Source organism: Pseudolysinimonas sp. (assembly GCF_049651805.1).
GTDB lineage: Bacteria > Actinomycetota > Actinomycetes > Actinomycetales > Microbacteriaceae > Pseudolysinimonas_A.
The window spans coordinates 14380-31863 of record NZ_JBASCU010000056.1 but is presented as its reverse complement, the minus strand read 5'-3'; the positions used below and the strand labels follow the sequence as shown (position 1 = coordinate 31863).

Here is a 17484-nt window from a genome sequence, read left to right as displayed (position 1 = left end):
GATTGAATCCAATCGCAATCCAAGCGCCGCAGAAAGGCCTCATCTGGGCCGGTCTGTTCGTGTTATTGTATCCAACATGGCGACTATGCCGGGACTGCGTGGTGCCGAGCACCTCGGTTTCACGGTGCCCGATCTCGACGAGGCGGAGCGTTTCCTCGTCGAGGTGCTCGGCGCCGAGAAGGTGTATTCGCTCGGCCCGTTCGAACGCGACGACGACTGGATGAGCGTGCACTTGGGCGTGCACCCGCGCACCGTCATGCGCGAATTGCGCTTCTTCCGCCTGGGACATGGGCCCAACCTCGAGGTATTCCAGTACGAACCCGCCGACGGTCAGAACCCGCCGCCCCGCAACAGCGATCTCGGCGGGCACCACCTGGCTCTCTACGTCGATGACCTCGATGCCGCGATCGCGCACCTGCGGGAACACCACGTCGAGATCATGGGTGGGCCGACCGCGAGTCGCGGGCCCAGCGAAGGTCAACGCTGGGTGTACTTCCGCGCTCCGTGGGGCATGCAGTTCGAACTCGTCTCCTTCCCCGCCGGGAAGGCCTACGAAGCGGGTGCGCACACACGGCTGTGGCATCCCGCGAACCCTGCAGAATGAAGCCTGTGACCGAGCTCGCCGCCCATGGCGCCGCGGGGGCCAGAATCGCGAGCGAATTGCGCGACGCGATTCTCGACGGCGAGTACGCCCCCGGCACGCGCATCCGCCAGGAAGATCTCGCCGACCGGTACGGCGTGAGCCGCGTGCCGGTCCGTGAGGCGTTGCGGATGCTCGAAGCCGAGGGGCTGCTGACCCTCGTCGCCAACACGGGCGCCTGGGTGACCCGGCTGACGCTCGCCGACTGCGAAGAGCTTTACCGCATCCGCGAGCGCATCGAGCCGCTGCTGCTCGCCTACAGCATCCCGGCCCTGACACCGGCGGCGATCGATCGGTTCGCCGAACTCGCCGACGCGATGGAGGCGGCCGACGACGTCGAGGAGTTCCTGCGGCTCGACCGCGAGTTCCATCTCGGCAGCTACGCGGGCGCCGACACGTCGGTGCTCGGCGACCTCGTGCTCGGGTTGTGGAACCGCACCCAGCATTACCGCCGCGCCTTCACCCGGGTGTTCCGTTCCGAGGGCGACCGGAGTGTGCATCACGATCACCAGCTGCTCGTCGCGGCCTTTCGGCGCCGCGACGCCGAGGAGGCCGAGCGGATCCTCGCCGCCCACATCCGCCGCACCCGCCTGGAGCTGGCGCGGCATCCCGATCTCTTCAGTTAGGACCCCGCATGGCCATCGCGACCGTCAATCCCGCAACGGGCGAGATCGAGAAGACTTTCGATCCGCACTCCCCCGCCGAGGTCGAGCGGCGTCTCACCCTGGCGGCCTCGGCGTTCGCGACCCTGAAGGGGACGACGTTCGCGCAGCGCGGGGAATGGATGCGCTCGGCCGCCGACCTGCTCGAAGCGGATGTCGACCCGCTCGCCGAGATCGTCACGCGTGAGATGGGGCGGCCGATCGGCGGGGCGCGTGCCGAGGTGCTGAAGTGCGCCAAGGGGATGCGGTTCTATGCCGACCACGCGGAGGAGTTCCTGGCCGACGAGCCGCTCGACGATCCCTCGAAGGTCGGCGCCTCGCGGGCGGTCGCGCGCTATCAGCCGCTCGGTGTCATCCTCGCCGTGATGCCCTGGAACTACCCGCTCTGGCAGGTCGTGCGCTTCGCCGCACCCGCCCTCATGGCGGGCAACACCGGTGTGCTCAAGCACGCATCCAACGTGCCGCAGTCGGCGCTCTACCTCGACACCCTGTTCACTCGCGGCGGGTTCCCGGAAGGGGCCTTCACGAGCCTGTTGATCGGCTCGGCGGAGGTCGCGGCGGTGATCGAAGACCCGCGGGTGCGTGCCGTGACCCTCACCGGCTCCGAACCGGCAGGCCGCTCGGTCGCATCGACCGCGGCCGCTCAGGTGAAGAAGTCGGTGCTCGAACTCGGCGGCTCCGACCCCTTCATCGTCATGCCGAGCGCCGACCTCGACGCGGCCGTGACCACCGCCGTCAACGCCCGCACCGTCAACAACGGGCAGTCGTGCATCGCGGCCAAACGGTTCATCATCCACGAGGCGGTCTACGACGCCTTCATCGCAGGTTTCACCGACGCGATGGCCGGCCTCCGGGTCGGTGACCCCCTCGATGAGCAGACCCAGATCGGCCCGATCGCGACCGCATCGGGCCGGGATGAGCTGAGCGAACTCGTCGACGACGCGCGGGCAAAGGGCGCCGATATCCTCACCGGCGGCTCCGCATCCGACGGGCCCGGCTGGTTCTACCCGCCGACCGTCATCGCCGGCGTCACCCCGGCGATGCGCGTCCACCTGGAAGAGACCTTCGGGCCGGTCGCCACGGTCTACCGAGTGAAGGATGCCGACGAAGCCATCGCCCTGGCGAACGTCAACGACTTCGGGCTCTCATCGAGCGTCTGGACCACGGATGCGGCCGAGCGCGAGCGCTTCGAGAACGAGATCGAAGCCGGCGCCGTCTTCGTCAACGGCATGACCGTCTCCTACCCCGAACTCCCCTTCGGCGGCATCAAGAACTCCGGCTTCGGCCGCGAACTCGCCGCCGCCGGCATCCGGGAGTTCTGCAACCTCAAGACCGTGTGGGAGGCGTGATGGCGCGTGTCGGGTTCCTCGGCCTCGGCACCATGGGGCGCGAGATGGCGCGGCGTCTCGTCGACGCCGGGCACGACGTCGTCGTGTGGAATCGCTCCGCCGAACCGGTCGCGGCGCTCGTCGCCGCCGGCGCGACCGCGGCGGACACCCCGGCAGCCGCTCTGGCCGCTCCGATCTCTTTCTCGATCCTGGCGAACGACCAGGCCGCCGAGCAGGTGCTCTCGCCCGCCAACCTCGGCGACCACCCGGGTCGGCTGCACGTCGCCATGGCGTCACTGAGCCCGTCGGCTGCCGACCGGCTCAGTGCGCTCCACGCAGATCTCGGGATCGGCTACCTCGCCGCGCCGGTCGTCGGGCGTTCCACCGTCGCTGCGGCCGGAGGGCTCAACATCATCGCGGCGGGCGCCCCGAGCGACCTCGAGCGCGCCGCCCCCTACTTCGAGATCATGGGCAAGCGGGTCTGGACGGTCGGCACCGAGGCTCGCACGGCGAATGTCGTCAAGGCCGCCGTCAACTACACCATCATCCACGCGCTCCAGGCGATCGGCGAGTCCGTCGCGTTGGTCGAGGCGAACGACGTCGATGCCGGCCTCTTCACCGAACTGCTTTCCTCGACCCTCTTCCCGGGACCGGTGTACAGCGGCTACGGCTCGATGATCGCCGAACGCCGCTACACGCCGCCCGGCTTCACGATGGCGCTCGGCTCGAAAGACCTCGGTCTCGCCGAGGCGATCGCCGCCGACGCCGGCATCGCGATTCCGACCGCGCCGGTGCTTCGTGAGGTGTTCGACGCCGCCCTCGCCTCCGAAGACCTGAAGGACCTCGACTGGTCGGCCGTGGCCGAGATCACCCGGCAGGGAAGGTACCCCGCCAGGTGAATCAGTGGCGGGTCTCGCCTCGTCCCGCGGGAGTGTTGAGGTGGGATTGCGCATCGCGAGCCGCGAGCATCGGCCCGTCGAAGCTGTAGTAGCGGGTACCGGCGATGAGCAGGTCTTCGGCCGGGAACTTGGTGATGACCTCGCACCCGTCGGCGGTCACCACGACCTCCTCCTCGATGCGTGCGGCACCCCAGCCGTCGGCGGACGGCCAGTAGGTTTCCAGCGCGAACACCATTCCCTCCTCGAGCACCTCGGGGTGCTCGAGCGACACCAGGCGGCTGAACACCGGCTTCTCCCAGATCGACAGGCCGACCCCGTGGCCGTACTGGAGCGCGAAGGCGGCCTCCTCGTCGGCGAACCCGAACTCCTGCGCGGTCGGCCACACCTTCACGATGTCGGCCGTCGTCGCTCCGGGCTTCACCAGGGCGATCGCCCAGTCCATGTACTCCCGTGCACGGGTGTATGCGTCCCGCTGCGCGTTCGAGGCGGAACCGACCGCGAAGGTGCGGTAGTAGCAGGTGCGGTAGCCGTTGAAGGAGTGCAGGATGTCGAAGAACGCCGGGTCGCCCGGCCGGATCAGCCGGTCCGAGAAGACATGAGGATGCGGCGAGCAGCGCTCTCCGGAGATCGCATTGACCCCCTCGACGTACTCCGACCCGAGGTCGTAGAGCGTCTTGGCGACCAGCCCGACCGCCTCGTTCTCCCGCACGCCCGGCTTCAGGAACCGGTACAGCTCGTCGTAGGCGGCGTCCACCATCGACGCGGCCTGGGTGAGCAGCCGGATCTCGTCGCCCGTCTTGACCCGCCGCGCCTCCATGAAGACCTGCTGACCGTCGAGCACCGTGATGCCGGCCTTCTGAAGCGCGAACAGGATCGGCAACTCGATCACGTCGACCCCGAGCGGCTGGTCGGCGAGACCGAACTTCTCGAGCTCCCGCTTGATCTTCGCCGCGACGGCATCCGCGATCCCGGCGTCGGGCGTGAACGCTCCCCGAAGCGTCGAGATGCCCGCCCGTGCGCCACTTTCGAGCCGCGGGCGCACCGCGCCCTCGTGCGGCGCGTTGGGGTCGGCATCCATCTCGGCGGTCGTCACGTCGAGCCACGGGTTGTAGAGCCCGTGATGCTTCGCGGCCGACCCGAAGTCCCACGAGATCGGATCGGAGTTGCGGGTCAGCAGCGCGAAGCGGATGAGCTTGTCCATCGCCCAGGTACCGATGTGCGTCGACGTCATGTACCGGATGTTCGAGAAGTCGAACGCGAGCACCGCCCCGAGTTCGCTGCGCTCCAGCTGCGCTTTCAACCGGGCCAGCCGTGCCGAACGCAACCGGTCGAAGTCGATCCGCGCCTCCCAGTCGACGGCGTTGGTCCCCGTTGATGCTGTGTTCTTCACGTACTGGTCCTCTCGGTCATTCCGGCACCACGTCGGCGGGCGGGGCGGGCATGTCCAACTCGAAGCCCATGACGCGGTGGAATCGCGCGAGCGCGTTCCACACCGAGATGGACATGACGAGTTCGACCGTCGCCTCATCGCTGAACTTGTCGGTCCATTCGGCCGAGAGGTCGGCCGGAACGACGTGCGGCTCGGCCGCGAACGACACGACCGGCGGGTCTTGGGTCAAGCGCACGGTCAACTCGAGAGCGAGGCGAAGGTCGGCATCGAGAGCCTCCCAGTCGCGCTGAACGACCTTTCGAATGATGTCGTCGGGGATTCCGTTGCGCCGTGCCGACGCGTACCGATGGCTCACCGTGTAGCGGCAGTGGTTGAGGTGCCCCACCAGCAGTGCCGACAGCTCCTTGATCGCGATGTCGACGACGCCTGGGCTCGCGACGGCGCGAAGGAACGGCAGGTAGGCCGAGAACAGCCCCGGACGGTTCAGGATCGCCTGCCACGTGGCGAGCAGCGTGCCGTACTGGGCGAGCCCCGACTCCACCATCGCCAGATCCTCTGCTGCGACGGATTCTCGCGACACCAGGCCGACGAGGGTCATCGGCTGCCCTCCGCGAACATCGCGGCGAACATCTCGAGCGACCGATCCAGTGCCTCGGCGTACGGCAGTTGTTCGAGAACGTGGGCAGACGGTCGACCGGCCGCGACGGCACCCCCGGCCCGTGCCGCGTTCTGCAGCCAACCCTCCGCCGACGTAGCAAGCTCACCAGGTTCGACGACGCGGTTGATCAGGCCGATCTCCTGGGCGCGCTGAGCGGTGAACGGCTCTCCCGCGCCGATGTTCTCCATCGCGGCGCGCACCCCGAGCCGCTTGATGAGCGGAACCTGGGCCACCATGGGCCAGATTCCGACGCTGACCTCGTAGGTGCCGATGAGTGCGGTGGGGACGGCGACGGCGTAGTCGCACGCGGCGACGATCGAGGCGCCCGACGCGACGGCGTCGCCGTTCACCTGGGCGACGACGGGCTTCGTCAGCAACGGGAAGATCTTCAGCAGGGCGACGAGTGCCGTGGCGAACTCGACCGGATCCGCTCCCGCACGCAGGGCCCCGACGTCGAGCCCTCCGCAGAAGACGTCGCCGGCGCCCGTCAGAACGATGCCACTCACACTGCGATCGTCGTCGGCGGCCCGCAGGCCGTCGACGAGCCTCGCCATCGACGTCGGGTCGAGCAGGTTGCGCCCCGTTCCTTCGATGGTGACGGTCGCGAGGCGCGGGGTCTGGTCGTGGGTCATGGTGCGATCTGCCTTTCGACGGGGGGCGTGGCCGACTTTCGGCCGGCGGCTCGCAGCACCCGGATGCGACGTCCGGCCCGGACGATCAGGCCGACGGCGCCGTCGGGGAAGAACCGAACGATGAGGATCACCACGGCGGCCTCGATGAGCGTGGCCCAGCCCGCGAAGTCCGCGGTGTACTGGCGCAGGAGGAAGACGACGACGGCACCGAGGATCGGTCCGGACAGGGTGCCCATCCCGCCGATGACGCACACGACGACGGCATCCAGGGTGTATTGCACGCTGAACGCCGAGTTCGGCGTGAGGTTGCCGTTCTGCAGAGCGACGACCGCACCCATCGAGCCGGCGAGGAAGGCGCTGATCGCCCACACCGGCACGAGGGTGCTGAGCCGCCGGACCCCCAGGCTCACCGCGCCATCCTCGTTGTCGCGCAAGGCAAGCAGACGAAGCCCCAGGGGCGAGTTCTTGACCACCAGTACGACGAGGAAGGTGACCACGGCCAGCACGATCGCGACCCGCAGAAGCGTGGTGAGGTCGAGCATCGCGCTCGGGGGAATCGGGTAGCCGCGCGAGGCTCGCGTGAAGTCCCAGTTGAGCATCCACCCCAGCGCGGCGAGGGCGATGCCGAGGGTGCCGATCGCGAAGTACGGACCCCGGAGCCGCAGCATCGGATACGCGAGCACGACGCCGATCGCCGCGGAGGCAAGGCCGGCACCGAGAAGAACGGGGATGAGTGGCCAGCCGGCGTAGTCGAGCACGACCGCGGCGGTGTAGCCACCGACCCCGACGAAGATCGAGTGGCCGAGTGAGAACTGGCCGCCGAAGCCGCTCACCAGGTTCCACGCCATGGCGAGACACGCCAGCAGCAGCAGGCTGGTGAGCTGGTTGGTGATCGCGAGGCGGAACAGGTCGGCGGTGGCGAACAGCGCCGCTGCGACGACGATCGGCACCGCATACTGCGCGACCGTCGTCACTCGGATGGGAGGCTTCACGGCGACTCCTGACGGGGCGGCGGTCATGCGCTGCGCACCCGGGCGAACAGGCCGTTCGGCCGTAGCAGCAGAACGACGACGAGGATGCCGAAGACGACGACATCGCGGTACTGGGCGCCGAAGATCACGGCGCCCGCGCTCTCGACGATGCCGACGATGAGTCCGCCGACGAGGGTCCCCCGAATCGAGCCCAGCCCGCCGATGACGACGACCGTGAACGCCCTCAGCAGCCACGAGGTCCCGGACACCGGGTCGACCGAGAACGACAGCGCGATCAAGGTGCCGCCGATCGTCGCGACGGCCGCCGCGATCGCGAGCACCATCGCGTAGGTGTGCTTGAGGTCGATGCCGACGAGCCCTGCCGCCTCCGGGTCGATCGCCGCGGCCTTCACCTGACGACCGAAGCGGGTTCGGTTCAGAACAAGGTCGAGGACGACGACGAGCACGATGGCGATCGCCAGCGCGATGAGCAGGGACGTCCGCATCCCGATTCCCGCGATCTCGATCCGGCCGTTCGCGTAGTCGGCGTTGATCGTGCGCGGATTGGAGGTGAATGCCAGGAGCAGGAGGCTCTGGATCACCACGGAGACACCGAACGTCGCGGTGATCGGTGCCTCCGTGCTGTGGAGCAGAAGCGGGTTGAGGACGAATCGCTGGAGCGGGTAGGCGACCAGACCGACGATCAGCGCGGCCGGGATCGCCAGGAGCAGCGGGTCTCCGCCGATGGCCACGACCAGGACCGAGGTGAGAAACGCACCGACGACCAGGAACTCACCGTGCGCGAGGTTCACCATGCGGATCACCCCGAACACGAGAGACAACCCGAGTGCGGTCGTCGCGTAGAGCCCCCCGAGAAGGACTCCTTGCACCACTACATCCATTGATTCGTCCTCAACCTCACGACTCAGCGCAGCCCGGGAACGGGCGCCTGAATCGGCTCGGCCGCGGCGCCGTCGGCGTCGAGTACCAGCACCTGGTCGCTGCCGACCCACTGCGTCTGAACGGCAGGCAGCGCTGCCGCGTGCCCGTCGTCGAACGCGATCTCTCCGGCGGGGTAGGTCGCGTCCGTCTCGGCGATCGCGTCGCGGATGGCCTCGGGATCGATGCTTCCGGCCGCCGCGATGGCGTCCAGCAGCACCTTGGCGGCGGTGTAGCCGTAGACGATCGTGCCCAGATCGGAGTTCACGCCACCGGTCGTCGCCGAGAACTCATCGATGAACTCCTGCTCACGATCGAGCCCCATGCCCGCGGCGAACCAGTTGGCGGCCAGGACACCGTCGGCGAGTCCATCGCTGAGCCCGGGGTAGCCTCCCGTGTTGCCGGCCTTCTCGAGGAAGACGACCTGCGGGTCGTAGCCCTGCGCCTTCATCTCGCGAAGCAGCGCGATTCCGTCCGGCGGGATGACCTGGGCGATCACGACGTCGGCTCCCGCCGCCTTCGCCTCGGCGACCTGGCTCGAGAAGTTCGTGTTGCCCACCGGGAACTGCTCATGGGCGACGATCTCGTAGCCGAAAGACTCGGCCTTGTCGCTCCAGAGGCCACCCATGACGATGCCGTCCTCCTCCTGGTCGGTGAAGAGCGCCACCTTCTTGTTCGTCTCGACGAGGTCGGCCGCCTGGAACTGGGTGTCGGTCATCTGGACCTCGTCGAAGAACAGGTCGAAACTCCAGTTCCAGCCCTCCGGAGCGCCCCCCTTCCACGCCTGGATCGGCGTGATCGTGATGACCGTCGGGATCTGCAGCTGCTCGGCCACGACCGAGACCGGGATGCTGAGCGGCGGTGTCGCCGGGCCGAGAAGCGCGACGGCGCCGGCGTCGAGAACGAGGTCGCGCGCCTGTTCGCTCGCGGTGTCCGATGCGGAGGCGTTGTCCTGAACGACGAGCTCGATCTCGCGGGCGTTCCCGTCGATCGAGATGCCGCCCGCTTCGTTCACCTCGTCGATGGCGAGCTGGTACCCGGTCTGCAGCGACGTGCCGAAGGCCTGCAGCGGACCGGTCAACGGCAGGGTGGCGCCGATCGTGATCGGCTCAGCCGATCCTTCGGCTTCGGCAGTACAGGCGGACGCGCCGAGAGCGACCGCGAGGGCGATCGGGACGGCGAGAACTCTGGTGCGGTTCATGCAAACAACTCCTTTGTCTGGTGCACGGGTTTTCTGGTATTCGGTGGCGTGCTCATTCGGTTCCGCCGAGTCCCAGGTATGCCTCCTGGAACTCCGCGTCGCCGAGGTCGTCGGGAGCCCCGTCGAAGACGATCTCTCCCCGTTTGAGGAGAACCGCTCGGTCGGAGAGCTCCAGAGCTTGATGGACGTTCTGTTCGATCAGAACGACGGCGGTACCCCACGCCGCGATCTGCTCGACCGCCGTGAGCATCCGGTCGACGATCACCGGGGCGAGGCCGAGGGAGAGCTCGTCGAAGACGACGAGCCGGGGTTCCGAGGCCAGGGCACGCCCGATGGCGACCATCTGCTGCTCGCCGCCGGAGAGGGTCCCGGCCTGGCGTCCGGCGAGGTCGACGAGTCGCGGAAAGAGTTCGTAGACCCGGTCCAGTGGCCCGGTGTCCCGGGAGTGACGTAGCCCGAGTTCGAGGTTCTCACGCACCGACATCGTGCCGAACAGCCGACGACCCTCGGGAACGAGCGACATCCCCGCACGCACCCTGCGGTGCGGACTCACGCGGGTGACGTCGCGACCGGCGAAGCGGATGCGACCCGAGCGTGCGGCGATCGTGCCCTGGATGGTGCGCGCGAGGGTCGACTTCCCCGCACCGTTCGCTCCGAGCACCGCGACGACTTCACCCGGGTGGACCGTGAAGGACACGGCGGGAAGAACCCGGACCGCGCCGTAGCCCGCCGAGACCGACTCCAGTTCGAGGAGCGGGGCGCCGGTCGTCGCGACGGCCGCCCGGGCCTCCGCTTCACGCTCGCGCGGCTGGCCGATGTAGATCTCGATGACTCGTGGGTCGGCAGAGACCTGCTGAGGCGTGCCCTCGAGGAGCTTCTCTCCCCATTCGAGGACCACGACCCGCTCGGCGAGCCGGTGGAGCACATCTTGTACGTGCTCGACGATGAGGATCGTGCGACCGCTTTCGCGGATCGCGGCGATCAGCTCGATCAGGTCCTCGAGGTCCTTTCCGGTGAGTCCGGCGGCGACTTCGTCGAGCAGAACGAGCTGGGGGTCGAGCGCCAGCACACGCGCGAGCTCGAGGCGCTTCAACTCGAGGAGGCCGAGATTTCCCGCCGGAACCTCGGCCTTCGCCGACATCCCGCTGAGCGCGAGTGCGTCGCGGACGACGTGCGCGCGACGCGATCTCGGAACCACCTGTGCCGCTACCTCGAGGTTCTGCCGCACCGTGAGCTTGCGGAAGGGCTTGGGGATCTGATGTGCGAGGCCGATGCCGCGACGCGCCGCGTCGACCCGGGCGGCGCGCGTCATGTCGAGGCCACAGACCTCGAGCGTGCCGCTGGTGGGGCGCCGTGCTCCGCACAGCATCGACAGCAGTGTGCTCTTGCCCGCACCGTTCGGGCCCATGATGCCGACGACCTCGCCGCGGCGCACCTCGAGTTCGACCCCCGAAACGGCGGTGACGCCACCGAAGGCCATCGTGAGTCCCGACGCTCGGATCACCACCTCGTCCGACTGATCGTCGGGCGAGGAGATTTCGCCGGGCTCGTTCATACTCCGACCTGAGCCGGGACGACGGTGTCCATGACCACGTCGAAGTGAGCGCGCATGGTTTCGACATCCGGGGCGGTCGCCGCGACGTAGAAGTCGGGGCGCACCAGGAGGTGCTGGATGCCGTGCGCGCGCATCCACTCGGTGTACGTTCCGTCGAGGTCGATGACGTCGGCCGCCACCCCGAGGGCACCCACCGCGAGCTCGCGACCGCCGGCCGCGACGAATCGCTCACGCTGCGCCACACTGAGGGGCGACGCGGCGTCCGCGGACGAGAGCAGGAACCAGCCCCGGCCGACGACGTCGTCGAAGCGTCCGGTGCGGCCCGCGTGGGCGACGCGACCCTGGATCGACGGCTTGCCCGCCAGGGGGTCGGTCGACACCCAGGTGCCTTCGCCGAGCAGCGCCTCGTGAGACGACACCGGGCCGAGCTTCGACTGCACCGCGTACTCGGCCTTCATCCGCTCGTCGCGCGCGGCCGCCTCGGCGGGATCCGCCACGCAGATGACGCGCCCGAGATCGGCCGAGAAGTTGATGTACCACTTCGCCTGTTCACGCCGCTCGTTCGCCCACTCGTCGAGAAGGGCGGTGTCCGAGACGCCGGAGAGCACGAGGTCGAGCCGCCAGATGAGGTTCTCGATGTCGCGAAGGCCGGCACACATCCCCTCACCCGCGAAGGGTGGCATGAGGTGTGCGGCGTCTCCCGCGAGGAGGGCGCGGCCGGCTCGCCAGTTCTCGACGTACTTGGCCTGGAACCGCCAGACGACAGCCCTGTCGAGCTTGGTGTTGTCGGGGGTCAGCCCCCACGGCTCGAGCAGGCTCCACACCTTCGCGGGCGACGCGAGTTCGGTGAGGTCGTCGTCGGGCAGCGCCATGAACTCCCAGCGCCGGCGTCCGGGGCCCCCGGGAACGACCGTCGTCGGCCGTGCCGGGTCGCAGATCTGAAAGTGGGCCGTGCGGTAGGTCGGCATCACCTCGGGGGTCACGTCGACGACCAACCAGTCCGAGAAGAAGTTGAGGTCGGTGAACTCCCGGCCGGTCGCCGTGCGGATGAAGCTGTTGGCGCCATCCGAGCCGATCGCGTAGCGCGCGCGAACCGAACCCGAGCGACCGCCTTCCTTGCGGACGGCGACCGCGCCATCGGCGACGACTTCGTGGAAGGTCACGGTGACCTCGTCGTCGGTCTGCTCGAAGCCGTCGACCTGGTTGCCCGGGAGGAGCCGCACCGACGGCAGCGAGGTGATGATCGCGCGAAGCCGATCTTCGAGCTCGGGCTGACTGAACCAGTACCGATTGCGCCAGCCGTCGGGCGCCTTCGACACCCAGTCGACCTCCATCAGGATTTCCTCGGCCGCGTTCAGCCAGTAGTAGTGATCGTCATGGAAGTCGACCGAGCTGTCGTTGTCGGAGTCGATCCCGATCTGCGACAGGATGCGCGCGATCTCGTGGTCGAAGGTCACGGCGCGCGGCAGCGGGTAGGGGCTCGGCCAGCGCTCGATCCCGACGACCGAGTATCCGCGTTGCCCGAGAAGAACAGCGGCGAACAGCCCGACCGGACCGAGACCGACGATGACGACATCGGCTTCGAGATCGGTGCGCGAGGCGTCGGAAGGAACTTGCGACATTGAAAACTCCAAAAGTGACGAGTCGTTCATCTGTGAACGGCACCACGTTATAGAGTGGAATCTCAGAAAGTCAAGCGACACTGGTCGCACCCCGGCGGACTTGGATGACTCGGTATCGTGGGGCGAGACGTGGCAAGGGAGCAAGCACAGCGATGGCACACGGGACAGTCGCAGTCAGCTCGACCGAGCAGCCGCCCGGCAGGCGAGTTCGCAAAGCCGAGCTGACGCGCCGACGCATCCTCGATGCGGCGCGCGCGCTGATGGCCGAGGCGGGGCCGGAATCGGTGACGATCCTCGCGATCACCGAACGCGCCGACATCGGCCAAGGCACGTTCTACAACTATTTCCCGTCCCGTGACGCGATCGTCGATGCCGTCATCTTCGACGTCGTGGAGACCCTCGGACAACGACTCGACGCCCTCACCGCCGGGATGTCGGACGCCGCCGAGATCTACTCGTTCTCGCTGCGGCACCTCATGCAGACCGCCGTGAGCGATCCCGTCTGGGGCTGGTTCGTCGTGCGACTCGGTATCGCTCAAGACGGCCTGCTCAAGGCGCTCGGCCCGCGGGCCTCGCGCGACATCCAGATCGGTGTCGACAGCGGGCGCTTCAACGTCGATGACGTCGCGCTCGCATCGGCGATGACCTTCGGCTCCCTGCTGGCGGCGATGCACAGCTACCTCGACAATCGCAGCGCCGAAGACCCGAGCCAGCACTATGCCGAGAACCTTCTGCGCATGGTCGGGTTGTCGACCGAGGAGGCGCACCGCGTGTCGCGTCTGCCCCTTCCGCCCCTCCCCGACCTCCCGCGCTAGGCCGACGGAAGGCAGCCTGGCGTTGCCGCGAACGCCAGAAAGTGGCCGCCCTACGGCTCCAGCGCGCGCAGCTTCGAGATCTCGTACAACGTCACCGACACGGCGATGCCGGCGTTGAGCGACTCGGTCGCGGAGTCGATCGGGATGCTGACGACGGCGTCGCAGGTCTCGGTGACGAGCCGCGACAGGCCCTTGCCCTCACTGCCGACGACGATCACGACCGGCTCCTTCGCGAGGGCGAGGCCGGGCAGCGACACGTCGCCGCCGCCGTCGAGGCCGAGCACGAAGACGCCCCGGCTCTTGAGGTCTTTCAGCGTCTGGGTCAGGTTCGACGCCATCGCGACCGGCACGCGCGAGGCGGCGCCCGCGGACGTCTTCCAGGCGGATGCCGTCATCCCGACACTGCGCCGCTGCGGCACGATCGCGCCCTGACCGCCGAACGCGGCGATCGACCGCACGATCGCGCCGAGGTTGCGCGGATCGGTGATGCCGTCGAGCGCGACAAGCAGCGGCACCCGGCCGCGCTTCTCGATCTCGTCGAGCATCTCGAGCGGGTGCGCGTACTCGTACGCGGGAACCTTGAGGGCGATGCCCTGGTGCACGGAGTCGGGCCCCGACATGCGGTCGATCTCCTGCCGCATCACCTCGAGCACCGGGATGTGGCGCTTGCCGGCGAGGGAGATCGCCTCTTTCACGCGATCATCCATCTCGAGGCGCGAGGCGATGTACAGCGTCGTCGCGGGGATCTTCGCCCGCAGTGCCTCGACGACCGAGTTGCGGCCGGTGACGACCTCGGCCTCGCCCTCCTTCTTCGGGGCGCGGCGTTGCAGCGCGGGCTTGCCGTCGGCTGTGCCCTTGCCGTGCTTCGCGCGCGCGGCATCCAGTCGTTCCTGCGCCGCCTTCCGCTTGCCGGCGACGTGCCAGGAGCGGTCGGTCGCCTTCGGAGTCGGACCCTTGCCTTCGAGCGCCTTGCGGCTGTGCCCGCCGGTGCCGATGGTCGGGCCCTTCTTGTTCTTGCGTGCGCCGGGGCGCCCTGGCTTGGCCATCAGGTCGTCCACCTGGTTCCGTCGGGGCCGTCTTCGAGGGTGATCCCCGCAGCGGCCAGGGTGTCGCGAACCGAGTCGGCCGCGGCGAAGTCTTTGGCCGACCGGGCGGCTTCGCGCTGCCCGATCAGGTGCTCGACGAGCGAGCCGAGCACGGCATCCGTCTTGCTGTCTTCCTGCTGGCCCCACTCGGGAGCCGCAGGGTCCAGCCCGAGGACGCCGAGCATCCCGACCACCTCGGCGCGCAAGCGGGCGGCGAGGGCGACGTCTTTCGCGTCGAGGGCGGCGTTGCCCTGCCGCACCGTCTCGTGCAGCACGCCGAGCGCCTGCGGAACGCCGAGGTCGTCATCCATCGCGGTGGCGAACGCGTCGGGCACCGGCAACACGCCGGTCTGCTCGACCTCGGGCGTCGCCTCGACGGCGCGCGCGGCCCGGTCGAGGAAGCCCTCGATGCGGGCGAACGCCGCCTCGGCCTCGCCGAGCGAGCCCTCGTGGTAGTCGATCGTCGAGCGGTAGTGAGCGCTGCCGAGGTAGTACCGCACGACGATCGGCCGGGCCGCGGCGAGGAACTCGGCGGCGTAGATCGAGTTGCCGAGCGACTTCGACATCTTCTGCCCCTCGACGACGACGAGGCCGTTGTGCACCCAGTGCGTCGCGAAGGCGTCCCCCGCCGCCGTGCTCTGCGCGAGCTCGTTCTCGTGATGCGGGAAGCGCAGGTCGAGCCCGCCCCCGTGGATGTCGAACGCCGTACCGAGGTACCGCCGCGACATCGCGGAGCACTCGATGTGCCATCCCGGGCGTCCCGCGCCCCAGGGTGACTCCCACGACGCCGACGCGGGTTCCCCGGCCTTCCACCCTTTCCAGAGGGCGAAGTCGCGGGGGTCGCGCTTGCCGCGCGTCTCGGCGTCGCCGGAAGCCTCCATGTCGTCGGGCTTCTGGTTGGTGAGCGCTCCGTACGACGGCCACGACGAGACCGCGAAGAACACGTCGCCCGTGCCGTCGTCGGCGACGTAGGCGTGGCCTTTCTCGATGAGGTCGGCGATGAGTTCCTGCATCCCGGGGATGCTCGCCGTCGCCCGGGGCTCGTACGTCGGCGGCAGGATGCCAAGGGCGTTGTAGCCGCGCGTGAACTCGAGTTCGACGCGGTACGCCACGGCCCACCACGGGTCGCTGTCGCTCGCGTTGTCGAGCACCTTGTCGTCGATGTCGGTGACGTTGCGCACGAACGTGACGTCGAGGCCGCGGTAGCTGAACCAGCGCCGCCACAGGTCGTAGGCGAGGGCACTGCGCAGATGTCCGATGTGCGGGCTCGACTGCACGGTCGGCCCGCAGACGTACATCCCGACCTTGCCCGGCTCGCGCGGAACGAAGTCGGCGAGGCCTCTCGCCTTCGAGTCGTAGAGCCGGATGTTCACCCGTTGAGCTTAGGGCGCGCCTCTACGCTGTTACCCGTGTCCCAGCTCGTCTTCCGCGTCGACGACTTGAGTGGGGGCGCCACCCGCGAACTCGTCTCGCGTCATCTCACCGGAATGCACGCCACGAGTCCCGCCGAGAGCGTTTTTGCTCTCGACATCGACGGGCTGCGCGACCCTGCGGTCACGTTCTGGTCGGGATGGCGCGGGGACCACCTCGTCGCGATCGGCGCCCTGAGGTCGCTCGACGACATGAACGGCGAGCTGAAGTCGATGCGGGTCGCCGACACCCACCTCGGAACCGGTGCCGGCCGTGCGATGTTGCAGCACCTGATCGCCGAAGCACGCAGCCGCGGGATGCGCACGCTGTGGCTCGAGACCGGCAGCACCGACGACTTCCAGCCCGCCCTCCGCCTCTACGCGAGCGAAGGGTTCACCGAGTGCGGCCCCTTCGGCGACTACCCCGAGAACCCCTTCTCCGTCTTCATGACGCTCTCGGTGGTCGAGTAGCGCGCAACGCGCGCGTGTCGAGACCCTCAGGCGGATGCCGACAGCAACGCGGTCGCGATCGCCGCGACACCTTCGCCGCGGCCGGTGAACCCCAGGCCGTCGCTCGTGGTCGCCCCGATCGTTACGGGAGCCCCGACGAGGCTCGACAGGTGCGCTTCAAGCTCACTGCGGCGGGGCGCGATCTTCGGCCGCGTGGCGACGAGCTGCACCGCGACGTTGACGACCGCGAACCCGGCACCGTCCACCACGGCAAGCGTCTCCCGCACGAAGACCTCGCTCGCGGCGCCGGCGAAGCGCGGGTCGGTCGTGCCGAAGCGGCTGCCGACGTCGCCGAGCCCCGCCGCCGAGAGCAGGGCGTCGCAGATGGCGTGCAGCACGGCATCCCCGTCACTGTGCCCCGCCAGGCCCGGCTCGCCGGTCCAGTAGAGGCCGCCGAGCCAGAGCGGGGCCTCTTCGTCGTAGGCGTGCACGTCGATTCCCATGCCGGTGCGCAGCCCCGCCGTCTGGGCGCCGAGGACGTTCTCGGCGCGGCGCAGATCCCATGGCGTGGTGATCTTGAAGGCGCGCGCCTCGCCCTCGACGACGGTCACGGCACGACCGGATGCGGCGAACAGAGCGGCGTCGTCGGTGTATTCGACGGGCGCTGCCTCCTCGCTCGCGCTGGCGTAGGCGGCCACGAGGTCGGCCCGCGGAAAGCCCTGCGGGGTCTGCACGTGCACCAGATCGCTGCGGTCGACAGTGCCGAGCACCGCGGCATCCGCCCCCACGCGTTTCACCGTGTCGGTCACGGGTAACGCCGGGATGACGCCGCCGCCCGTCGCCCGCACCGCCCGGGTGACCCGGTCGAAGAGGGCGGCAGGAGTCAGCGCACGGGCGGCGTCGTGCACGAGCACCGTGTCGACGCCCGCCGGCAGGGCGGCGAGGCCCGCGGCGACGGAACCCTGCCGCGTCGCGTCACCCGCGACGACGGATACCGAATCGGATGCCGCTCCCGCGACGCGATCCGCGATCCCCCGGGCCGCCTTGAGGTGCGACGCCGGCGCGACGATCACCACGTGGGCGGGCTCGACCGAGTCGAACACCCCGCGCAACGCGCGCTCGAGGATCGGCACGCCGCGCACAGCGACGAACGCCTTCGGATCGGAGCCGCCCAAGCGGCTGCCGCTGCCCGCAGCGACGACGACGATCCCGAGCGCCGGGGTCATGG

At 68.9% G+C, this 17484-nt stretch carries 17 protein-coding genes; 6 read left to right on the top strand and 11 right to left on the bottom strand.

What is annotated here, in order from left to right:
* Positions 1 to 76: 76 nt before the first annotated feature.
* From WBL06_RS14135 to WBL06_RS14120, 4 genes are read left to right on the top strand one after another with little or no spacing between them, the layout of a single operon-like run.
* The gene (locus WBL06_RS14135) at positions 77 to 604 is read left to right on the top strand and encodes a VOC family protein (protein WP_424457110.1); all 528 of its coding nucleotides are present in this window, start codon (positions 77 to 79) and stop codon (positions 602 to 604) included.
* 5 nt (positions 605 to 609) lie between these two features.
* Complete coding sequence (locus tag WBL06_RS14130; protein WP_424457108.1) at positions 610 to 1266, top strand: GntR family transcriptional regulator; 657 nt, start codon at positions 610 to 612, stop codon at positions 1264 to 1266.
* Between the two features lie 8 nt (positions 1267 to 1274).
* Positions 1275 to 2651: an NADP-dependent succinic semialdehyde dehydrogenase gene (locus WBL06_RS14125; protein WP_424457106.1), complete on the top strand. Its 1377-nt coding sequence runs from the start codon at positions 1275 to 1277 to the stop codon at positions 2649 to 2651.
* Positions 2651 to 3529: an NAD(P)-dependent oxidoreductase gene (locus tag WBL06_RS14120; RefSeq protein ID WP_424457104.1), complete on the top strand. Its 879-nt coding sequence runs from the start codon at positions 2651 to 2653 to the stop codon at positions 3527 to 3529. Before WBL06_RS14125 ends, WBL06_RS14120 begins: the two co-directional genes overlap by 1 nt.
* A gap of 1 nt (position 3530) precedes the next feature.
* On the opposite strand, the gene WBL06_RS14115 is transcribed toward WBL06_RS14120, so the two are convergent.
* Genes WBL06_RS14115 through WBL06_RS14080 form a run of 8 tightly spaced genes read right to left on the bottom strand, consistent with a single transcriptional unit; the run spans position 3531 to position 12497 of the window.
* A complete protein-coding gene (locus tag WBL06_RS14115; protein ID WP_424457102.1) occupies positions 3531 to 4919 on the bottom strand; it encodes a M24 family metallopeptidase in 1389 nt (462 codons plus the stop codon).
* A 16-nt stretch (positions 4920 to 4935) separates the two neighbouring features.
* Positions 4936 to 5517, bottom strand: a complete 582-nt coding sequence (locus tag WBL06_RS14110; protein WP_424457100.1) for a carboxymuconolactone decarboxylase family protein — start codon at positions 5515 to 5517, stop codon at positions 4936 to 4938.
* Positions 5514 to 6209, bottom strand: coding sequence for an enoyl-CoA hydratase/isomerase family protein (locus WBL06_RS14105; RefSeq protein ID WP_424457098.1), 696 nt, complete (start codon positions 6207 to 6209; stop codon positions 5514 to 5516). Before WBL06_RS14105 ends, WBL06_RS14110 begins: the two co-directional genes overlap by 4 nt.
* Positions 6206 to 7201: a branched-chain amino acid ABC transporter permease gene (locus WBL06_RS14100; protein ID WP_424457097.1), complete on the bottom strand. Its 996-nt coding sequence runs from the start codon at positions 7199 to 7201 to the stop codon at positions 6206 to 6208. Before WBL06_RS14100 ends, WBL06_RS14105 begins: the two co-directional genes overlap by 4 nt.
* Positions 7202 to 7224: 23 nt before the next feature.
* Complete coding sequence (locus WBL06_RS14095; RefSeq protein ID WP_424457095.1) at positions 7225 to 8082, bottom strand: branched-chain amino acid ABC transporter permease; 858 nt, start codon at positions 8080 to 8082, stop codon at positions 7225 to 7227.
* Between the two features lie 23 nt (positions 8083 to 8105).
* Complete coding sequence (locus WBL06_RS14090; protein ID WP_424457093.1) at positions 8106 to 9320, bottom strand: ABC transporter substrate-binding protein; 1215 nt, start codon at positions 9318 to 9320, stop codon at positions 8106 to 8108.
* A gap of 52 nt (positions 9321 to 9372) precedes the next feature.
* Positions 9373 to 10875 (bottom strand): ATP-binding cassette domain-containing protein, encoded by a 1503-nt coding sequence (locus WBL06_RS14085; protein ID WP_424457091.1) that lies wholly within the window; start codon positions 10873 to 10875, stop codon positions 9373 to 9375.
* Entirely contained in the window at positions 10872 to 12497 is a 1626-nt protein-coding gene (locus tag WBL06_RS14080; protein ID WP_424457089.1) for a bifunctional 3-(3-hydroxy-phenyl)propionate/3-hydroxycinnamic acid hydroxylase, read from the bottom strand. Before WBL06_RS14080 ends, WBL06_RS14085 begins: the two co-directional genes overlap by 4 nt.
* Before the next feature lie 152 nt (positions 12498 to 12649).
* Here WBL06_RS14080 and WBL06_RS14075 point away from each other — a divergent pair, with 152 nt between their 5' ends.
* Positions 12650 to 13312, top strand: a complete 663-nt coding sequence (locus WBL06_RS14075; protein ID WP_424457087.1) for a TetR/AcrR family transcriptional regulator — start codon at positions 12650 to 12652, stop codon at positions 13310 to 13312.
* Between the two features lie 50 nt (positions 13313 to 13362).
* On the opposite strand, the gene rlmB is transcribed toward WBL06_RS14075, so the two are convergent.
* A complete protein-coding gene (gene rlmB / locus WBL06_RS14070) occupies positions 13363 to 14358 on the bottom strand; it encodes a 23S rRNA (guanosine(2251)-2'-O)-methyltransferase RlmB (protein WP_424457085.1) in 996 nt (331 codons plus the stop codon).
* A complete protein-coding gene (gene cysS, locus WBL06_RS14065) occupies positions 14358 to 15770 on the bottom strand; it encodes a cysteine--tRNA ligase (RefSeq protein ID WP_424457083.1) in 1413 nt (470 codons plus the stop codon). Before cysS ends, rlmB begins: the two co-directional genes overlap by 1 nt.
* Before the next feature lie 36 nt (positions 15771 to 15806).
* Here cysS and WBL06_RS14060 point away from each other — a divergent pair, with 36 nt between their 5' ends.
* Positions 15807 to 16277: a GNAT family N-acetyltransferase gene (locus WBL06_RS14060; protein WP_424457081.1), complete on the top strand. Its 471-nt coding sequence runs from the start codon at positions 15807 to 15809 to the stop codon at positions 16275 to 16277.
* 26 nt (positions 16278 to 16303) lie between these two features.
* Here the strand turns inward: WBL06_RS14060 and ispD are convergent, their stop codons facing one another.
* Positions 16304 to 17482 carry a 2-C-methyl-D-erythritol 4-phosphate cytidylyltransferase gene (gene ispD, locus WBL06_RS14055; RefSeq protein WP_424457079.1) on the bottom strand — a complete coding sequence of 393 codons (1179 nt, stop codon included), beginning with the start codon at positions 17480 to 17482 and terminating at the stop codon, positions 16304 to 16306.
* Positions 17483 to 17484 lie beyond the last annotated feature (2 nt).

What these genes read in the sequence shown, in the direction of transcription:
- WBL06_RS14120 (WP_424457104.1), top strand. Translation starts at nt 2,651, where the DNA reads ATGGCGCGTGTCGGGTTCCTCGGCCTCGGCACCATGGGGCGCGAGATG.
- WBL06_RS14075 (WP_424457087.1), top strand. Translation starts at nt 12,650, where the DNA reads ATGGCACACGGGACAGTCGCAGTCAGCTCGACCGAGCAGCCGCCCGGC.
- WBL06_RS14095 (WP_424457095.1), bottom strand. Translation starts at nt 8,082, where the DNA reads ATGGATGTAGTGGTGCAAGGAGTCCTTCTCGGGGGGCTCTACGCGACG.
- WBL06_RS14085 (WP_424457091.1), bottom strand. Translation starts at nt 10,875, where the DNA reads ATGAACGAGCCCGGCGAAATCTCCTCGCCCGACGATCAGTCGGACGAG.
- WBL06_RS14105 (WP_424457098.1), bottom strand. Translation starts at nt 6,209, where the DNA reads ATGACCCACGACCAGACCCCGCGCCTCGCGACCGTCACCATCGAAGGA.
- WBL06_RS14110 (WP_424457100.1), bottom strand. Translation starts at nt 5,517, where the DNA reads ATGACCCTCGTCGGCCTGGTGTCGCGAGAATCCGTCGCAGCAGAGGAT.
- rlmB (WP_424457085.1), bottom strand. Translation starts at nt 14,358, where the DNA reads ATGGCCAAGCCAGGGCGCCCCGGCGCACGCAAGAACAAGAAGGGCCCG.
- WBL06_RS14135 (WP_424457110.1), top strand. Translation starts at nt 77, where the DNA reads ATGGCGACTATGCCGGGACTGCGTGGTGCCGAGCACCTCGGTTTCACG.
- WBL06_RS14125 (WP_424457106.1), top strand. Translation starts at nt 1,275, where the DNA reads ATGGCCATCGCGACCGTCAATCCCGCAACGGGCGAGATCGAGAAGACT.
- WBL06_RS14090 (WP_424457093.1), bottom strand. Translation starts at nt 9,320, where the DNA reads ATGAACCGCACCAGAGTTCTCGCCGTCCCGATCGCCCTCGCGGTCGCT.
- WBL06_RS14080 (WP_424457089.1), bottom strand. Translation starts at nt 12,497, where the DNA reads ATGTCGCAAGTTCCTTCCGACGCCTCGCGCACCGATCTCGAAGCCGAT.
- ispD (WP_424457079.1), bottom strand. Translation starts at nt 17,482, where the DNA reads ATGACCCCGGCGCTCGGGATCGTCGTCGTCGCTGCGGGCAGCGGCAGC.